Origin of the sequence: Streptomyces huiliensis, assembly GCF_020037025.1 — a bacterium.
Taxonomy (GTDB): Bacteria; Actinomycetota; Actinomycetes; order Streptomycetales; family Streptomycetaceae; genus Streptomyces; species Streptomyces huiliensis.
This window is the reverse complement of record NZ_JAIQLH010000242.1, coordinates 1-16,759: the sequence shown is the minus strand read 5'-3', so window position 1 is coordinate 16,759 and position 16,759 is coordinate 1. Positions and strand designations below refer to the sequence as shown.

Annotated in this window: 15 protein-coding genes and 1 pseudogene; 3 read left to right on the top strand and 13 right to left on the bottom strand. The window is 73.1% G+C overall.

The window, feature by feature from the left end; all coding sequences use genetic code 11:
- The 12 genes and pseudogenes from JNW98_RS29620 to JNW98_RS29565 form a co-directional block, all read right to left on the bottom strand.
- Window positions 1-1,144: pseudogene (locus JNW98_RS29620) on the bottom strand (prenyltransferase/squalene oxidase repeat-containing protein); the annotation flags it as partial.
- 119 nt (window positions 1,145-1,263) lie between these two features.
- Window positions 1,264-2,355 carry a polyprenyl synthetase family protein gene (locus JNW98_RS29615; protein WP_372459348.1) on the bottom strand — a complete coding sequence of 364 codons (1,092 nt, stop codon included), beginning with the start codon at window positions 2,353-2,355 and terminating at the stop codon, window positions 1,264-1,266.
- A gap of 61 nt (window positions 2,356-2,416) precedes the next feature.
- Window positions 2,417-3,865, bottom strand: a complete 1,449-nt coding sequence (gene hpnE, locus JNW98_RS29610) for a hydroxysqualene dehydroxylase HpnE (protein WP_223771377.1) — start codon at window positions 3,863-3,865, stop codon at window positions 2,417-2,419.
- A 103-nt stretch (window positions 3,866-3,968) separates the two neighbouring features.
- Window positions 3,969-4,919, bottom strand: coding sequence for a presqualene diphosphate synthase HpnD (hpnD, locus tag JNW98_RS29605; RefSeq protein WP_372459347.1), 951 nt, complete (start codon window positions 4,917-4,919; stop codon window positions 3,969-3,971).
- Entirely contained in the window at window positions 4,916-5,815 is a 900-nt protein-coding gene (gene hpnC, locus JNW98_RS29600; protein ID WP_223771375.1) for a squalene synthase HpnC, read from the bottom strand. The genes hpnD and hpnC overlap by 4 nt, the downstream gene beginning before the upstream one ends.
- A 393-nt stretch (window positions 5,816-6,208) precedes the next feature.
- Window positions 6,209-6,997, bottom strand: a complete 789-nt coding sequence (locus JNW98_RS29595) for an ABC transporter ATP-binding protein (protein ID WP_223771374.1) — start codon at window positions 6,995-6,997, stop codon at window positions 6,209-6,211.
- On the bottom strand, window positions 6,990-7,925 hold the full coding sequence (locus tag JNW98_RS29590; RefSeq protein WP_223771373.1) for an ABC transporter permease: 936 nt from the start codon (window positions 7,923-7,925) through the stop codon (window positions 6,990-6,992). The genes JNW98_RS29595 and JNW98_RS29590 overlap by 8 nt, the downstream gene beginning before the upstream one ends.
- 78 nt (window positions 7,926-8,003) lie before the next feature.
- Window positions 8,004-8,900, bottom strand: a complete 897-nt coding sequence (locus JNW98_RS29585; RefSeq protein ID WP_223771372.1) for a glycosyltransferase family 2 protein — start codon at window positions 8,898-8,900, stop codon at window positions 8,004-8,006.
- Window positions 8,897-9,676: a CDP-alcohol phosphatidyltransferase family protein gene (locus JNW98_RS29580; RefSeq protein WP_223771371.1), complete on the bottom strand. Its 780-nt coding sequence runs from the start codon at window positions 9,674-9,676 to the stop codon at window positions 8,897-8,899. The genes JNW98_RS29585 and JNW98_RS29580 overlap by 4 nt, the downstream gene beginning before the upstream one ends.
- On the bottom strand, window positions 9,654-10,715 hold the full coding sequence (locus JNW98_RS29575) for an iron-containing alcohol dehydrogenase family protein (RefSeq protein ID WP_004951768.1): 1,062 nt from the start codon (window positions 10,713-10,715) through the stop codon (window positions 9,654-9,656). The genes JNW98_RS29580 and JNW98_RS29575 overlap by 23 nt, the downstream gene beginning before the upstream one ends.
- Window positions 10,703-11,440 carry a phosphocholine cytidylyltransferase family protein gene (locus tag JNW98_RS29570; RefSeq protein WP_223771370.1) on the bottom strand — a complete coding sequence of 246 codons (738 nt, stop codon included), beginning with the start codon at window positions 11,438-11,440 and terminating at the stop codon, window positions 10,703-10,705. The genes JNW98_RS29575 and JNW98_RS29570 overlap by 13 nt, the downstream gene beginning before the upstream one ends.
- Entirely contained in the window at window positions 11,437-13,263 is a 1,827-nt protein-coding gene (locus JNW98_RS29565; RefSeq protein WP_372459349.1) for a DUF5941 domain-containing protein, read from the bottom strand. The genes JNW98_RS29570 and JNW98_RS29565 overlap by 4 nt, the downstream gene beginning before the upstream one ends.
- Window positions 13,264-13,523: 260 nt before the next feature.
- Between JNW98_RS29565 and galE the strand changes: the two genes are divergently transcribed.
- The 3 genes from galE (at window position 13,524) to idi (ending at window position 16,316) form a co-directional block, all read left to right on the top strand.
- The gene (gene galE, locus JNW98_RS29560; RefSeq protein WP_223771368.1) at window positions 13,524-14,510 is read left to right on the top strand and encodes a UDP-glucose 4-epimerase GalE; all 987 of its coding nucleotides are present in this window, start codon (window positions 13,524-13,526) and stop codon (window positions 14,508-14,510) included.
- 153 nt (window positions 14,511-14,663) lie between these two features.
- Window positions 14,664-15,605, top strand: a complete 942-nt coding sequence (locus JNW98_RS29555; RefSeq protein ID WP_223771367.1) for a cation diffusion facilitator family transporter — start codon at window positions 14,664-14,666, stop codon at window positions 15,603-15,605.
- Window positions 15,606-15,707: 102 nt separating this feature from the next.
- Window positions 15,708-16,316 (top strand): isopentenyl-diphosphate Delta-isomerase, encoded by a 609-nt coding sequence (gene idi, locus JNW98_RS29550; protein WP_223771366.1) that lies wholly within the window; start codon window positions 15,708-15,710, stop codon window positions 16,314-16,316.
- Here the strand turns inward: idi and JNW98_RS29545 are convergent.
- Window positions 16,291-16,759 (bottom strand): ATP-binding protein (locus tag JNW98_RS29545; protein ID WP_223771365.1); only part of this gene is annotated, 469 nt, incomplete at its 5' end. The genes idi and JNW98_RS29545 overlap by 26 nt on opposite strands.

Here is a 16,759-nt window from a genome sequence, read left to right as displayed (position 1 = left end):
CGTCCAGCATCCAGTCGGCGGCCTTCACCAGCGCCGGGTGGTCGGGGGCGAGCCCGGCGTCGGCGAGGGCGATGGTGGCCAGGCAGGTGTCCCAGACCGGGGACTGGCACGCCTCGATCATCCGGACCGGCTCGCCGTCGGCGTCCTCGTGCCAGACGGCGAAGCGGTCCAGCGACTTCAGTCCGGCCCGCAGCACGGGGTGGTCGAGGTCGTAGCCGAGGAGGTGCAGGGCGATGACGGAGTAGACCGCCGGGGGCTGGATACCGCCCCAGCAGCCGTCGTTCTCCTGGCGTTCAACGATCCAGCGGGCGGCGGCGTTGAGCGCCGCGCGGCGCAGCGGGCGGACGGCGACCCTGCGGTAGGCGTGCAGCGCCTTGTCCAGGCGCTGGAAGAAGCCGTCCCAGCTCGCGGCCGGCGCGGGCGGGCGCGGCGGGTTGGGGCGACGGGGGTCGGTGTGCAGCTCGTCGAGGGCGAACGGCGCGGACCGGACGGGCCGGTGGGCGCCGACGACGGTGAGCGGCACGATGGTCTGCCGGGCCCAGCAGGCGAAGTCGTAGATGTTCAGCGGCACCCACTTGGGGAGGAACATGATCTCCGGAGGCATCTCCGGGAGGTCCTCCCACTTCCACCAGCCGAAGAGGGCCAGCCAGATCCGGGTGAAGACGCGGGTGGCGGCGATGCCGCCGCGCTCGCGGACCCAGGCGGAGGCGGCGGCCATGTGGGGGTCCTCGGGGGCGTCCCCGGCGAGCCGGAGGGCGACGTACGCCTCGACGGTGGCGGAGAGCTCCCCGGGGCCGCCGTGGAAGGTGGCCCAGGTGCCGTCGGGCCGCTGCTGGGAGCGGATCCAGCGGGCGGCGGCGCTGGTGGTGCGGTCGTCCCTGATCCCCAGGAACTCGCGGAGCAAGAGGTCCTCGGCGTCCATGGTGACGTTCGTCTCCAGGTCGCCCTTCCACCATCCCTGCTCGTCCTGGCGGGACAGGAGGTACTCGGTCGCCCGGGCGGTGGCCCGCTCCGCGGCGGCGCGGGCGGCGGCCGGTGCTCCGCCGGCCGCCTCCTCCTTCACTTCTGTCACAGCGGTGGCGCTGTGACCGGCCTCGGCGGCACGGGGCAGGAGGGCCCCGGCGCCGTCGGTCGTCGCTGTCATGGTTTCCCCTAATGCAGTGAGTTGCTTCTCTGCCGTACTGCCGTACCTGGGGTTTCCGTCGACCGACGCGAGCAGCGCGCCGGCCGGCGACCGCGATGGCTAGTTCGGGTGAATACTCATCATCTCTTTCGTACTACAACGAAGTCCGACAACGCGACGAGACGGGCCCGGATCTCTGACGGGATGTCAACTCCGTCCAGCGCCTCGATGGCCGTCGCGTGCTGCCGGCGGGCCTCCTGCGAGGTCCACTCCCGGCCGCCCGCCTCCTCGATCAACGCCGCGCGGCTGGCGAATTCTTCCTCGTCGAAGTCGGCGAGCTGGGAGTCCGTCAGCTTGGCGTCCTCGGCCAGGATGCGCGCCAGCTGCTCGGAGGCCGGCCCGCCCGCCGCCAGGGCGGCGACGACCGGCAGCGACTTCTTGCGCTGCCGCAGGTCGCTCCAGGTCTGCTTGCCGGTGGCCTCCGGGTCGCCCCAGATGCCGAGCAGGTCGTCGACCGCCTGGAAGGCGAGGCCCATGTGGTAGCCGTACGCCTCCAGGACGTCGGCCGTGCGGTCGTCGGCGCCGCCGAGCACCGCGCCGATGGAGGCGGCGCAGGCCAGCAGGGCCCCGGTCTTGTTGCCCTCCATCTCCAGGCACTCCGCCACGGTGACCCGCTCGCGGTGTTCGTAGGAGATGTCCTGGGCCTGACCGTCGATGAGCTTGCGGGTCGCGGTGGTCAGCCGGCGGGTGGCCCGGCCGGCCTCGGCCGTGCCCAGCTCCAGCAGCACCTCGTTCGCGAGCGCGAAGAGCGCGTCGCCGACGAGGATGGCCTGCGCCGGGCCGTGCACCTTCCACACGGTGTCGCGGTGCCGGCGCTGCTCGTCGCCGTCCATCAGGTCGTCGTGCAGCAGCGAGAAGTTGTGCACGAGCTCCACGGCCACCGCCCCCGGCACGCCCGTCTCCGGGGCGGCGCCGGCGGCCTCGGCCGAGAGCAGGGCCAGGGCGGGGCGGACGGCCTTGCCGCTGTCGCCGTCCGTCGGCCGCCCGTCGACGTCGATCCAGCCGAAGTGGTAGGCGGCCACGGTGTCCATCGGTGCCGCGAGCCGGCTGACGGCGGCACGCAACACCGGCGCGGCGAGCGCCCGTCCGCGCTCCAACAGGGCGCTGACGTCGCCGGTATCGCAGGCTGGGATCGCCGAAGTCACGGTCTCTCCTCTGGTGATCGTGCTCACGCGCGCCCCGTTCGGGGGGCGGGCGCCATGGGGGTGCCCCCTCCGGGGGAGGCTCGCTGGGTCATACCGCCTCCCGCACGGGGCTGCGATAGGTCCGGCCGAGCCCGGAGAGGGCCGCGTCCGCGGCGCTGAGGCCACTGCGCACGGCACCCTCCATGGTCGCGGGCCAGCCGGTCGCGGTCCACGCGCCGGCCAGGAAGAGGCCGGGCGCGTCGGTCCGGGCGCCCGGCCGCAGCCGGCCGACGCCCGGTGTGGGGGCGAACGTCGCTGTCCGCTCCCGGGTCACGAAGAAGTCCCGCACTCCGGCGCCGCGGGCGGCCGGCAGCAGCCGCTCCAGCTCGGGCAGGTACCGCGCCCGCAGCTCCGCGACCGGCCGGTCGATGTCGTCCTGCGCGGCCGACTGGGAGACCGCCAGGTACTGCCCGGTCGCGGTGCGGGCGGCCAGCCCCGAGGAGTGCGTGCGGTCGAAGACCCACTGCACGGGAGACCCGAGCGCCGTGAAGAACGGCTGCCGCAGGACTTTGCGATCATAAATCACATGCAGGTTGAGGATCGGCGCGGTGCCGATCTCCAGCAGCCGCCCGGCGTCGGGCAGCGCGCCGTCCGGCAGCAGGGCGTGCGTCTCGCGCTGCGGGACGGCGAGCACCACGGCGTCGGCCGCCAGCCGCTCGCCGGTGCCGGGACCGCTCTCGGTCTCCACCAGCCAGCCGCCCTCGTCGCCCCGGGCGATCCCGGTGGCGCGGGTGCGCAGCGCGACCCGCACCCCGGCCTTGTCCAGCGCGGCCCGGGCCCGGGTGTCGTGCAGCTCGCCCAGCGGCACACCGGCCCAGCCGATGTCGGCGGCGCCCGGTTCGGAGAGCAGCCCGGTCTTGAAGACCTTGGCGGCCAGCCCGAGCGACGCCTGGTCGGCGGTGGCGTTCAGCGTGGCGACGCCCACCAGGTCCCACAGCGCCTCGACGGTACGGGCCGACTGCCCGTGGCGGTGCAGCCAGGTGGCGAAGTCGACCTCGTCCAGGGCGGGGTCGGCGGGGTCGAGCCCGCGCAGCGCCAGCGCCGCGCGGCCGACGCTCATCCGCTCGGCGAACGACAGGTGCGGGTACGTGGCCAGGCTCGCGGCCAGGTGCAGCGGCACCGGCAGCGCGGCCCGGCGCAGCCGGCCCAGCCGCGGGCGGCCCGAGCGGTGGCCGACGTCCAGGACGGGGACGTCGAGGCGGTCCTGCACGGTGGCGAGGTGGCCGGCGTCGACCCGGTCGAGGAACCAGCGGTAGGCGGTGCAGCAGCGCAGGAAGACGTGCTGCCCGTTGTCGACGGTCAGCTCCCCGCGCCGGAACGAGAAGGCGAGGCCGCCCAGCCGGGGGCGGCCCTCCAGCAACGTGACCCGGATTCCGGCGTCCGCGAGTTCGAGCGCCGCGGTGACGCCGGCGAGCCCGCCGCCGACCACCACGGCGGCCGACCCGTCGGGGCGTCCCGACCGGCCGGCGGGTACGGCGGGTGCGTCCGTCTCCGTCATGCTCCCACCCTTCTGGCTGCTGTCAGGGACGCGTCCGCGCCCTCGGAGGTTGCGCCCGCCGGGAGCGTCCGCGCGTCCGGCCCGCCGGTGCGGGCGGGGGCCATCAAGCGCGCCCCCTGGCGGTCTGCCGGTGGACGCTGCGCGCGTCGTAACCGGACAGCCCGCGGACGGCCACCAGGGCCTTCTCCCGGCCGGGGAGCGAGACCCGGCCGCGCAGCACGGCCTGCGGGGTCTCGGCGATGCGGTCGAGCAGCCGGCGGTAGATGCCGGACATCGCGGCGACGCAGGCGCCGCTGCGCCGGTCGAGCATCGGCAGCAGCCGCATGCCCTCGGCGAACAGCGCGCGGGCGCGCCGCACCTCGAAGGCGACCAGGCCGGTGAAGTCGGCGCCCTCCGGCGGGACGGCGGAGCCGAACCCGGCCGAGCAGCCGAACTTGGCGAGGTCGTCGGAGGGCAGGTAGGTGCGGCCGTTGGCCGCGTCCTCCCGGACGTCGCGCAGGATGTTGGTGAGCTGGAGCGCGAGCCCCAGCGTGTTGGCGTACTCGGAGGCGCGTTCCGTGTCCCGTGCGCCGGGCACGGTGCCGAACACGCCCAGCGAGAGCCGTCCGATCGACCCCGCGACGCAGCGGCAGTACACCGCCAGGTCGTCCCAGGTCTCGTAGGTCTCGCCGCGAACGTCCATCTGAACGCCGTCGATCAGTTCGTCGAGCGCGCCGAGCGGAATGGGAAAGCGGCGGGCGGCGTGCGCCAGGGCGACGGCCACCGGGTCGGTGTCGTCCTCCTCGACGTCGCCGTCCCTTATCCTGCCGAGCACGGCGCGCGTCTCCTCCAGCCGGAGCCGCTTGGACTCGATGTCCAGCGGTCCGTCCCCGATGTCGTCGACCCGCCGGGAGAAGGCGTAGAGCGCCGACATGGCCCGCCGCTTGGCGGTGGGCAGCAGCCTGATCCCGTAGCTGAAGTTGCCGGCCTGCTGTCCGGTGACGGCCTCGCAGTAGCTGTACGCGGCGAGTACCGGTGCGGACGCGTGTGGCGTTCCGATCACGGTCCCGCTCACCCCTCTCTTCGCAGTGTCGCCCCCACCTCGCGCAGCAGGCTGAGCTTGGTGGGCTTGGGCGGTCCGGGGAGTACGTCGTGTCCCGCGGCGGCGACCGCCCGGAGCGCGGCCCTCCCCCCGCCCACGAACCCCGCGAGCAACAGCTTCAGCCTGCCGTGGACGCTACCCACCAGGGGGGTCCCTTCATTCAGCAGGCACCGGGCGCGTTCCGCCTCGAACGCGACCAGGGCGCGCACCGACGCGCCCGCGCTGGGCCGCTTGAGGTCGGCCTCGCTCACCCGGAAACGTTCCATGTCCTCGGCCGGGAGGTAGATCCTGTCACGTGCCAGGTCCTCCGCGACGTCCTGGAGGTGCTCGACGATCTGGAGCGCCGTGCAGACCGCGTCCGAGCGGCGGATCCGCTCCGGGCTGGCCGTTCCGGTGACCCCGAGCACGAGCCGTCCGACGGGGTTCGCCGACAGCTCGCAGTAGGCGACCAGGTCGTCGTACGTGGCGTAGCGGCGCACCCGCTGGTCCATCCGGTTGGCCTCGATCAGGCCCAGGAAGGGCTCCGGGGTGAGGCCGTGGCGCCGGACCATCGGCCGGATCCGTTGCAGCAGCGGATGACGCGGCCCCGTGCCGTGGTCGGCGAAGACCCGCCGCAGGTCGGCCTCGAAGGCGTCCAGCATGGCGAGCCGGTCGTCCGCCTGCTCGCGGTCCAGGCCCAGCAGCTCGGCGTCGCGCCCGCCGGGGGCCACGTCGCCGTCGCCGATGTCGTCGACCAGCCGGGCGTAACCGTAGATCGCCATCAGGTCGTCACGCCGGGCGCGCGGCAGGAAGAACGGCGCGACCGGGAAGTTCTCGTGCGCGGCCTTGTCGAGCACGGCACGCGCGTGCGCGTCCGTCCCCGCGGTCATCGCGGGCTGCCCGGACCACAGACGGCGTATGCGCCTCTGATCTGGAGAGGCCCCGCAGCCATCACAGCCATCGCCGTCACATCTCCCGTTCTACACTGCCGACCCAGAACATCCTATTTCGGACACGCCGCAGTGCGGCCTCCTGCCCTGCTCCCCCGTGAGCCGTCCCTGAAACGCCCCCGGCACCCGGCACCGCCGGGCACCTCCTCGGCACAGCACGCTACAGCGTACGCCGTACAAGCACGCGGTCTTCGCCGAGGTCCGTGCTTGATCCATACAATGCCACGCCCCGCCGCGACCAACCCAGCGAATATGCGGGTCCGTGTCATTTCGTACCGCGCCAACGCATCGGGCCTCCCGCCGCGCGGTGCGGCGGGAGGCCCGAATCCGCCGTCAGCGGGCGGTCTCCTTCTCGTAGGCCCGGACGACCTCGTCCGTGGGCCCGTCCATCAGCAGCTGCCCGTGTTCCAGCCACAGGACCCGGTCGCAGGTGTCCCGGATCGAGCGGTTGTTGTGGCTGACGAGGAAGACGGTGCCGGCCTCCTGGCGGAGCTCGCGGACCCGGGCCTCCGAGCGCTTCTGGAAGGACCGGTCACCGGTGGCCAGCGCCTCGTCGATCATCAGCACGTCGTGCTTCTTGGCCGCCGCGATGGAGAAGCGGAGCCGGGCCGCCATGCCGGACGAGTACGTCCGCATGGGCAGCGTGATGAAGTCGCCCTTCTCGTTGATGCCCGAGAAGTCGACGATGTGCTGGTACCGCTCGCGGATCTCCTCGCGGGTCATGCCCATCGCCAGCCCGCCGAGGATGACGTTCCGCTCGCCGGTCAGGTCGTTCATCATCGCGGCGTTGACGCCCAGCAGGGACGGCTGGCCGTCGGTGTAGACCTTGCCGCGCTCGGTGGGCAGCAGCCCGGCGATGGCCTTCAGCAGCGTGGACTTGCCCGAGCCGTTGGAGCCGATCAGGCCGATCGCCTGCCCTCGGTATGCGGTGAAGCTCACGCCCTTGACCGCGTGCACCTCGCGCACGCCCGCGCTCGGGGCGCGCTTGACGATCCGGTTGAGGGCGGCGGTGGCGCTGCCCCGGCCGCTGTTGCCGCCGTAGACGCGGTAGACGATGTGCACGTCGTCCGCGATCACGGTGGGGATGCGGGCCCCGTCGGGGGCGGTGTTCCGTTCAGCCACGGCCGTACTGCTCCTCAGCCTTCCAGAAGTACACGAAGCCCCCGAGCCCGACGAGCACCGCCCAGCCGACCGCCAGCAGCCACACGTGCGGCGGCAGGTGGCTGGATCCGTAGCCGTCGATCAGCGCGTAGCGCATCAGGTCGATGTAGACGGCGGCCGGGTTGGCGCCCAGCACGTCGATGACCCAGCCCGGCGCGTGCGTCTTCTTCAGCGCCTCGACCATGTTGTACATCACACCGGACGCGTACATCCACGTCCGGAGGATGAACGGCAGGAGCTGCGCGAGGTCCGGGGTCTTGCTGCCCAGCCGGGCCAGGACCAGCGACAGGCCGGTGTTGAAGACGAACTGCAGCACCAGTACCGGCAGGATCATCAGCCACGACAGCGCCGGCATGTGCCCGAAGCCGACCAGGAAGACGAAGACCACGCACATCGAGAACAGCAGCTGCTGGAGCTGCTGGAGGGCGAAGGAGATCGGCAGCGCCGCCCGCGGGAAGTGCAGGGCGCGCACCAGCCCGAGGTTGCCCGCGATGGCCCGGACCCCGGAGAGGGCCGAGCTCTGGGTGAAGGTGAAGACGAACACACCCGTCACCAGGAAGGGGATGTAGGTGCCCATCCCCATGCCCTTGCTCTGCTGCATCAGCACGCCGAAGATCAGCAGGTAGACCATGGCGTTCAGCAGGGGCGTGGCCACGTGCCAGAGCTGTCCCAGCTTGGCCTTGCTGTACTGGGCCGTCATCTTGGCCCGGGAGAAGGCAAGGATGAAGTGCCGCCGGTCCCACAGCTGCCGGGCGTACTCCGGCAGCGACGGGCGGGCGCCGCTGACCGACAGGCCGTACTTCCTGGCCAGCTCGGCGGCCGACAGCCCGTCGTCGGGTGATGGTGCAGCACTCATGGCGACCGCACTGCCGTGCGTTGTCTCGCTCACTGTTGACACTTTCGTCCTCAAGGTGCGCTGCCGGGGACGGTCCCCCGGCAGCGCCCGATGCTCTCAGACAAGAGCTTGTCAGATCACCGGCGGGCGACCCAGCCGGGTCAGGCGCCACACGGTACGCCACTTCATGGGCCGGCGCGGGCCGCACGGCGTCGTCCAGCCCTCCTTGAAGCCGCCGAACCAGGCGCGGAGCGCCGGCATCGAGGGCTTCCTGGCCAGGGTGAGCAGCATCCACACCCCGAGGTAGACCGGGACGAGGAGGGCCGGCAGGTTGCGGCGGGCCAGCCACACCCGGTTGCGGGCCACCATGCGGTGGTAGACCGCGTGCCGGCTGGGGGCGGTGGTCGGGTGGTGCAGGACCATGTCCGCCCGGTAGTCGATCATCCAGCCCGCGTCGAGGGCCCGCCAGGCGAGGTCGGTCTCCTCGTGCGCGTAGAAGAACTCGTCCGGCAGGCCGCCCGCGTCGGCGAACACCCGGGTGCGGGCCGCGTTGGCGCCGCCCAGGAAGGTGGTCACCCGCGAGGAGCGCATCGGGTCCGAGGCGCGCAGCCGGGGGACGTGCCGGCGCTGGGTGACGCCGGTGTCCGGGTCGGCGATGCGGAAGCTGATGATGCCCAGCTTCGGGTCGGCCTCGAACGCGCGGCGGCAGAGCTCGGCGGTGTCCTGGTTCGGCAGGAGTCCGTCGTCGTCCAGGAAGAGGAGGACGTCGACGTCGCGTCCTGCCGGGCCGAACGCCTCGATGCCGACGTTGCGGCCGGCCGGGATGCCCACGTTCTCGGGCAGCTCGACCGTCCGCACCGACAGCCCGGGGACGTGCACCTCGGGCAGCGGCGCGCCGTTGCCCACGATGACGACCTCGATCGGGTCGCCGTCCTGCTTGGCGACCGACTCCAGCAGCGCGCGCAGCTCGGCGGGGCGGTTGCCCATGGTGAGGACGACCGCGCCGACCTTCAGGCCCCGGGCGTTCATCGCAGCCTGCTGGAGGCGAGGATGGACACGAGGTGCAGCAGCGTCTGCAGCAGGGCGATGCCGGCGAGGACGGCGGTGCCGAGGCGGGTGAAGAAGAGGTCGCCCCGGGCCTGGTCCAGGATCGCGAGGAGCACGATCAGCAGGGACGCCTCGATGCCGAGGATCAGGCGGTGGAACTGCAGGGCCGCGGCGGCCTTGCGGGCCAGGGCCATGCCGGAGGAACGCGGCTCGGCCGCGGCCTCCTTGACCGGCGGCATGCCGTTCTGGTGCCGGGCGACACCGACGAGGTCGGTCTCCGCCTTGATCAGGACGGCGCCGAGCGCGGCGAGCGTGCCGAGGAAGGCCCACAGCCAGTCGGCGCCGCCGTCGCCCCAGAGGTCGGCGGCGCGCAGGCCGAGGCCGACGAGGACCGCGGCGTCGCACAGGTAGGCGCCGACCCGGTCCAGGTAGACCCCGGACATCGAGTACTGCTTCTTCCAGCGGGCGATCTCGCCGTCGACGCAGTCCAGCAGCAGGTAGAGCTGGACGGCGATCGCGCCGAGCACGGCGCCCGCGATCCCGGGCACCAGCAGGGCCGGGGCCGCGAGGACGCCCGCGACGGTCATCAGGTAGGTGAGCTGGTTGGGCGTGACGCGGGTGTTCACCAGGTGGCGGTCGACCCGCAGCGAGATCTCCCGCATGTACAGGCGGCCGGCCCAGTGCTCACCGCTGCGCCGGTCCTTCACCCCCGCGGGGTGGACGACCGGCCGGAGTTCAGCGACTGACGGTTTCTGCATAGTCGGCGTAGGCGTCCCTGATCTGGTCGGTGGTGAGGGCGAGGTGCTCCAGGATGGTGTACCGCCCGGGCCGGGTCTGCGGAGCGAACTCCACGGCGCGGACGAACTCGTCCTCGGTGAACCCGATGTCTCCGGGGAGCACGGGCAGGTCGTGCCGGCGCAGGGCCTCGACCATCAGCGCGGACTCCTCGCGGGCACCGCGGAGGTGCATGGCGAAGGCGGCGCCGAGGCCGCACTGCTCGCCGTGCGGGGCGGCGCGCTTGGGGTAGAGCAGGTCGAAGGCGTGGTTGATCTCGTGGCAGGCGCCGGAGGCCGGGCGGCTGTCGCCGGCCACGGACATCGAGATGCCGGTGAGCACGAGGCCCTCGGCGAGCACCTGGAGGAACCCGTCGTCGTCGACGTTGCCGGGGTGGCGCAGCACGGCCTCGCCGGCCTGCCGGGCCAGCGCGGCGGCCAGGCCGTCGATGTCCTCGCCGCGCACCCGGTTGGCCAGCTCCCAGTCCGCGACGGCGGAGATGTTGGAGATGGCGTCGCCGATGCCCGAGCGGACGTAGCGGCCGGGGGCCTGGCGGATGACGTCGAGGTCGATGACGACGGCGATGGGGTTGGGCACGCCGTACGAGCCGCGGCCCGCGTCGTTGTCGAGGGTGGCGACCGGCGAGCAGAGACCGTCGTGGGAGAGGTTCGTGGCCACGGCGACCAGCGGCAGGCCGATGCGCGCGGCGGCGAACTTCGCACAGTCGATGATCTTGCCGCCGCCCAGGCCCACGACCGCGTCGTAGTGGCCCGACTTCATGGCGTCGGCCAGCTTGATGGCGTCGTCGAGGGTGCCGCCGCCGACCTCGTACCAGGTGGCGCCGGGCAGCGCCGGGGCGAGCCGCTTGCGCAGCGCCGCCCCGGAGCCGCCGCTGATCGCGACGGCGAGCTTGCCGGAGCTGGAGATCCGCTGGTCCGCGAGGACGCTGGCGAGATCGTCCAGGGCCCCGGCCCGGATGTCGACGACGACCGGCGAGGGGATGAGCCTCGTCAGTACTGGCACGCGATCTCCCGGCCCTTGGCGAGGTCGTCGTGGTTGTCGATCTCGACCCACTTGACGTCACCGATCGGCGCGGTGTCGATCTTGAAGCCGCGGTTGACGAGCTCCTGGTAGCCGTCCTCGTAGTAGAGGTCGGGGTCCTTCTCGAAGGTGGTCTTGAGGGCGTCGGCGAGCTCGGCGCCGGCCTCGGCCTCGATCAGGGTGACGCCGATGTACTCGCCGGTCGCGGTGGCCGGGTCCATCAGCTTGGTGATGCGCTGGACGCCCTTCTCACCGTCGACGATGACCTTCATCTCCTCGTCGGCGAGGTTCTTCACCGTGTCGAGGGCGAGGATGATCTTCTGGCCGTTGCCGCGGGCGTCGAGCAGGGTCTTCTCGACGGAGACCGGGTGGACGGTGTCGCCGTTGGCCAGGATCACGCCGCGGCCGAGGACCTCACGGGCGCACCACAGGGAGTAGGCGTTGTTCCACTCCTCGGCCTTGTCGTTGTCGATCAGGGTGAGCTTGAGGCCGTACTTCTCCTCCAGCGCCGCCTGCCGCGCGTACACGGCCTCCTTGCGGTAACCGACGACGATCGCGACCTCGGTCAGACCGACCTCCGCGAAGTTGGCCAGGGTGAGGTCGAGGACGGTGATGTCACCGTCGACGGGCACCAGGGCCTTCGGGAGGGTGTCGGTGTAGGGGCGCAGACGGCGTCCGGCGCCGGCTGCCAGCACGAGGCCGATCATGCGGGTTCTCCTGTTTCGTCGTGTACTGCGGGCGCCCCGGAGGACACCCAGAAGCGGATGCTCTCGATGAGCACCGCGAGGGCGATGCCGGCCGCGAGGGCCGTCAGCGCGATCGTGAAGCCTTGGCCCTGCCACAGGACGGCGGCGACGGTGACCGCCAGGGCCCGTCCCTCGTGGCCGCCGATCATCCGGACCAGCCAGTGCGGGGGCGCGCCGGTGCCGCCGCGGATGCGGTACACCGTGTCGTAGTGATGGTAGGCGACCGCGGCGACCAGTCCGAACGCCGCGGGAAGCGCCCCGGCGACGTCCGAGCGGGCGGCCAGGATGAGGATCGCCAGGTATTCGGCGGCCCGGAGGACGGGCGGGAGCAGCCAGTCGAGGGCCCCCTTGAGGGGGCTGGAGACCGCGAGGCCGGTGAGGATCGCGTAGACCGCGGCGCCGGCGACGCCCAGGGGGCTGCCGAAGGGCTTGACCAGCAGCGGGACCAGCAGCGCGGCGGTGCCCAGCAGGCCCAGCAGCGGGACGGTCACGGCGCCCTTGACGCGGGCGAACCGGGCGACGGTCTCGGCGATCGGGCCGGAGTCGGTGAGTTCGTACAGCGCGCGGGCGGCGCGGTCGGTGCGGCGGGCCTTGCGGGTCACCGAGCGCAGGACGCGGCCCGCGGTGGTGTAGCAGGCGGCGAAGGCGCAGCCGATCAGGAGCACGACGAAGACGACGCGCGGGGTGGTGAGCGCGGTGAGGACGGCTATCAGCGCCCAGCGCTCGCCGATCGGCAGGATGATCATGCGGCGGGCCCAGACCGTCCAGCCGACGCTGTCCAGCTTCCCGGAGAGCGCCGCGGTCGGACTGGTGTTCGCCGTGGCGTCGTGGTTGGCCTCGTTGAACGCGAAGTCGACGACGTGCCGGCAGGTCTGGAGGACCATCGCGCCGAGCGCCAGCGCCCACACGTCCTCACCGCCGCGGGCGGCGCCCAGCGCCAGGCCCGCGTAGTAGGCGTACTCCTTGGCCCGGTCGAAGGTGGCGTCGAGCCACGCGCCGAGGGTGGAGTACTGGAGCGAGTAGCGGGCGAGCTGCCCGTCGGTGCAGTCCAGGACGAACGAGAAGATCAGCAGCAGGCCGGCGGCGACGAACCCGGGGCGGGTGCCGGTCGCCGCGCAGCCCGCCGCGATCAGCGCCGTCAGCAGCGAGGCGGTCGTCACCTGATTGGGGGTGAATCCGCGCCGGGCGCACCAGCGGGCGATGTAACGGGAGTACGGGCTGATGCAGAAGGTGGTGAAGAACCCGTCGCGGGACTTCACGGCGTTCCGCAGCCGTACGGCCTCGTCGTCGGTGGCCGCGACGGCCGCCTGGGCGTGCGCCCGGGCCGGGGCGTCCGGCGGGACGTCGGCGACGAGCACGCCCAGCTCGGGGCGGTGCACGGCGACGCCGTGCGCCTCCAGGCCGGCGGCCGCGGCGTCCGGCAGGACGTCCCGCGGGGAGGCCGGCGCGGCCGGGACGCCGGCGTAGGCGCTCACCCGGTGCTGGCCGTCGATGAGCGAGACGACGTCCCGCAGCACCGCCCGGGCCTCCGGCTGCGCGGTGAGCGCGCCGTGCACCGCGGCGGCGGGGAAGCGGGGGTCGGTCAGCGCGAGCCGGAGGCTGTGGGTGTGCCCGACGAACCGGGGGTCGACGAGGGCGACCCGGGCGTTCGCCGGGGCGGCCGCCAGCTCGGCGGCCACCGCGGCGGCGTCGGCCGCCACGCGCACGTCGAAGCCCAGGGACCGCAGGTCGCCCTCCAGGGAGGAGCCGACGGGCGGCAAACCGGTGAGGATGGCGGTCGACAGACGAACTCACTCCTTGGAAGCGTGCCTGGCCGCCTCGGGACCGCGGGTGTCCGGGCAGCGGTGGTGCCGCGCATGGCCCCGGCGTCGGTGGCGAGCGGCACGTCGGCAGAGGCTATCGGATCACTGGAAGCCGCCGTTCACCGCCGGGTGCGGCCAAGCCTCACGAGGGAGACGTCCGGGGGCCGCGGTTGGTTCCCGGCCCGTCCGGGCCCGGCCCGGCACGGGGCGGCGGGGTGCGCGGACTGGTCTAGGGTGCCGTCATGACGTGGCTGATCACAGGTGGGGCCGGGTACATCGGGGCCCATGTGGCACGGGCGATGACGGAGGCCGGGGAACGGGTGGCCGTCCTGGACGACCTGTCCAGCGGTGACGCGGCGCGGCTGCCCGAGGGCGTCCCCCTGGTCCGCGGCTCGGTCCTGGACCGGGAGGCCGTCGACCGGGCGCTCAAGGAGCACGGGGTGACCGGTGTGGTGCATCTCGCGGCCAAGAAGCAGGTCGGGGAGTCGGTCGAGCGGCCGCTGCTGTACTACCGGCAGAACGTGCACGGGCTGACCGTGCTGCTGGAGGCCGTCGTCGCGGCGGGCGTGCGGAGCTTCGTCTTCTCCTCCTCCGCGGCCGTCTACGGGATGCCGGACGTGGACCTCGTCACCGAGGCGACGCCGTGCCTGCCGATCAACCCCTACGGGGAGACCAAGCTGGCCGGCGAGTGGCTGGTCCGGGCGGTGGGCACCGCGCACGGCCTGTCGACCGCCTGCCTGCGCTACTTCAACGTGGCGGGCGCGGCCCGGCCCGAGCTGGCGGACACCGGTGTGTTCAACATCATCCCGATGATGTTCGACCGGATCACCCGCGGCGAGCGGCCGCGGATCTTCGGCGACGACTACGCCACCCCGGACGGCACCTGCGTCCGCGACTACATCCACATCGAGGACCTGGCCACCGCGCACCTCGCCGCCGCCCGCCGGCTGGCGGAGCGGCCGGAGGCGGGCGACCTGACGCTGAACGTGGGCACCGGCCACGGGGTGTCCGTCCGGGAGATGGCGGACCTGATCGGCGAGATCACCGGCCGCCCGGAGCTCACGCCCGAGGTGGAGCCGCGCCGTCCGGGGGACCCGGCCCGGGTGGTCGCCGGCAACGACCTGATCACCCGGACGCTCGGCTGGAGCCCGCGCCACGACGTGCGGAGCATGGTCGTCTCGGCCTGGGAGGGCTGGCGGCTGCGCCATCCGGACGCGTCCGCCGGATGAGCCCGGCCGTCCCTCGATCCGGTGGAATTCCCGCAGGTCAGCGGGGATGACAACGGTGTTCGGTGTCGCGTTGCCCAGGGTGCCCCGCCCGTAGTTCACTGAGGAACCGGGCGGCACCCGCCGCCGGGGACCGGCACGGGGAAGGCGGCGTTCATGGGTGCAGGGCACGACCACGGCCACACGCACGGCGGGCCCCCGCCGACCGGCACCGCCGCGGCGGCCTACCGGGGGCGGCTGCGGATCGCCCTGGGCATCACGCTCTCGGTGCTGGTGGCGGAGGTCGTCGGCACGGTGCTGACCGGTTCGCTGGCGCTGCTCGCCGACGCGGGGCACATGGCGACGGACGCGGTGGGCGTGGGCATGGCGCTGGTCGCGATCCACTTCGCCAACCGGCCGAGCGGCGGCCGGCGCACCTACGGCTACGCGCGCGCCGAGATCCTGGCGGCGATGCTGAACTGCCTGCTGCTGCTCGGCGTCGGCGGCTACATCCTCTTCGAGGCCGTGCAGCGGCTGGCCGCGCCGGCGGAGGTGCCGGGCGGGACGACGGTGGTGTTCGGCCTGGTGGGCCTGGTCGCCAACCTGGTCTCGCTGTCCCTGCTGATGCGCGGGCAGAAGGAGAGCCTGAACGTGCGCGGGGCGTTCCTGGAGGTCCTCTCGGACGCGCTGGGCTCGCTGGCCGTCGTGGTCGCCGCCCTGGTGATCATGGCCACGGGCTGGACGCGGGCCGACCCGGTGGCCTCGCTGGTGATCGGGCTGATGATCGTGCCCCGGACGTTGAAGCTGCTGCGCGAGGCGCTGGACGTGCTGCTGGAGGCGGCGCCCCGGGACGTGGACATGGACGAGGTCCGGGCGCACATCACCGCGCTGCCGGGGGTCACGGGCCTGCACGACCTGCACGTCTGGACGATCACCTCGGGGATGCCGGTGCTGTCGGCGCACGTGGTGGTGGACCGGGAGGCGCTGGACGCTGCCGGGCACGAGCGGATGCTGCTCGACCTCCAGGGGTGCCTGGGGCAGCACTTCGCCGTCGAGCACTGCACCTTCCAGCTGGAGCCGGGCGGGTACGCGGAGCGCGAGGCGCGGCTCTGCCACTGACCACGATGCGCCCGGGCCCTCGTACTCCCTCTGGTCCCCGCGTTCCGGCCGGACCGCCGTGGGGCAGACTTGAGGGTCAAGACCGACACCCGAGGATGGTCAATGCCGATCACATCAGCCGAGGGCTCCGCCGACTCCGCCGCGGCCCCCGCCTCCCCCGAAGCCGCTGAACCGATCATGCTGGAGCTGGTCGACGAGGACGGCAGAACCATCGGGACCGCAGAGAAGGTCTCCGCGCACCTCGCCCCGGGCCGGCTGCACCGGGCCTTCTCGGTCTTCCTCTTCGACGAGCGGGGGCGGCTGCTGCTGCAGCGCCGGGCGCTGGGCAAGTACCACTCCCCCGGCGTGTGGTCCAACACCTGCTGCGGGCATCCGTACCCCGGCGAGCTGCCGTTCGTGGCCGCGACCCGGCGCACGGCCGAGGAGCTGGGCCTGGCCCCCGAGCTGCTGCGGGAGGCGGGCACGGTGCGCTACAACCACCCGGACCCGCTGTCGGGGCTGGTGGAGCAGGAGTACAACCACCTCTTCGTCGGCACCGTGCGGGCCACCCCGGATCCGGACCCCGAGGAGGTGGAGGAGTACGTCTACGTCACCCCCGCCGAGCTGGAGAAGCTGATGGCCGAGGTGACGTTCTCCGCGTGGTTCACGACGGTGCTGGACACGGCGCGGCCGGCCGTCCGCGAGGTCATCGGGACCGCGGCGGGCTGGTAGGCGCGGGCGCGTCGGCGAGCGGCAGGACGGCCCAGACGACCTTGCCGCCGCTGGGGGTGTGCTCGACGTCGTAGCTGCCGCCGGCCTCGTCCACCACGGCCTGTACCAGCAGCAGCCCCCGGCCGCCGATCCGCTCCTCGTCGGGCAGCAGCGGGCGCGGCCGGTAGGGGTGGCCGTCCTCGACGGCCACCCGCACCTCCGTCGGGCCGACGGAGACCTCGACGGTGAGCTCCGGGGAGAGCAGCGCGGCGTGCTGGACGGCGTTGGTGACCAGCTCGGAGACGATCAGCAGCAGGCCGTCCAGCCGGTCGCCGGGCAACGGCACGTTCTGACGGCGCATCAGGTCGCGCACGCCGTGCCGGGCGCGGGGCACCGAGGTGGGGAGCGCGGGGGCGGTGAACCGCCAGCTGCCGTGCCGGGCGGGGCGGCCCGCCGGCGCGGCC

What these genes read in the sequence shown, in the direction of transcription:
- hpnE (WP_223771377.1), bottom strand. Translation starts at nt 3,865, where the DNA reads ATGACGGAGACGGACGCACCCGCCGTACCCGCCGGCCGGTCGGGACGC.
- hpnC (WP_223771375.1), bottom strand. Translation starts at nt 5,815, where the DNA reads ATGACCGCGGGGACGGACGCGCACGCGCGTGCCGTGCTCGACAAGGCC.
- JNW98_RS29585 (WP_223771372.1), bottom strand. Translation starts at nt 8,900, where the DNA reads ATGAACGCCCGGGGCCTGAAGGTCGGCGCGGTCGTCCTCACCATGGGC.
- JNW98_RS29580 (WP_223771371.1), bottom strand. Translation starts at nt 9,676, where the DNA reads ATGCAGAAACCGTCAGTCGCTGAACTCCGGCCGGTCGTCCACCCCGCG.
- JNW98_RS29570 (WP_223771370.1), bottom strand. Translation starts at nt 11,440, where the DNA reads ATGATCGGCCTCGTGCTGGCAGCCGGCGCCGGACGCCGTCTGCGCCCC.
- galE (WP_223771368.1), top strand. Translation starts at nt 13,524, where the DNA reads ATGACGTGGCTGATCACAGGTGGGGCCGGGTACATCGGGGCCCATGTG.
- JNW98_RS29555 (WP_223771367.1), top strand. Translation starts at nt 14,664, where the DNA reads ATGGGTGCAGGGCACGACCACGGCCACACGCACGGCGGGCCCCCGCCG.
- idi (WP_223771366.1), top strand. Translation starts at nt 15,708, where the DNA reads ATGCCGATCACATCAGCCGAGGGCTCCGCCGACTCCGCCGCGGCCCCC.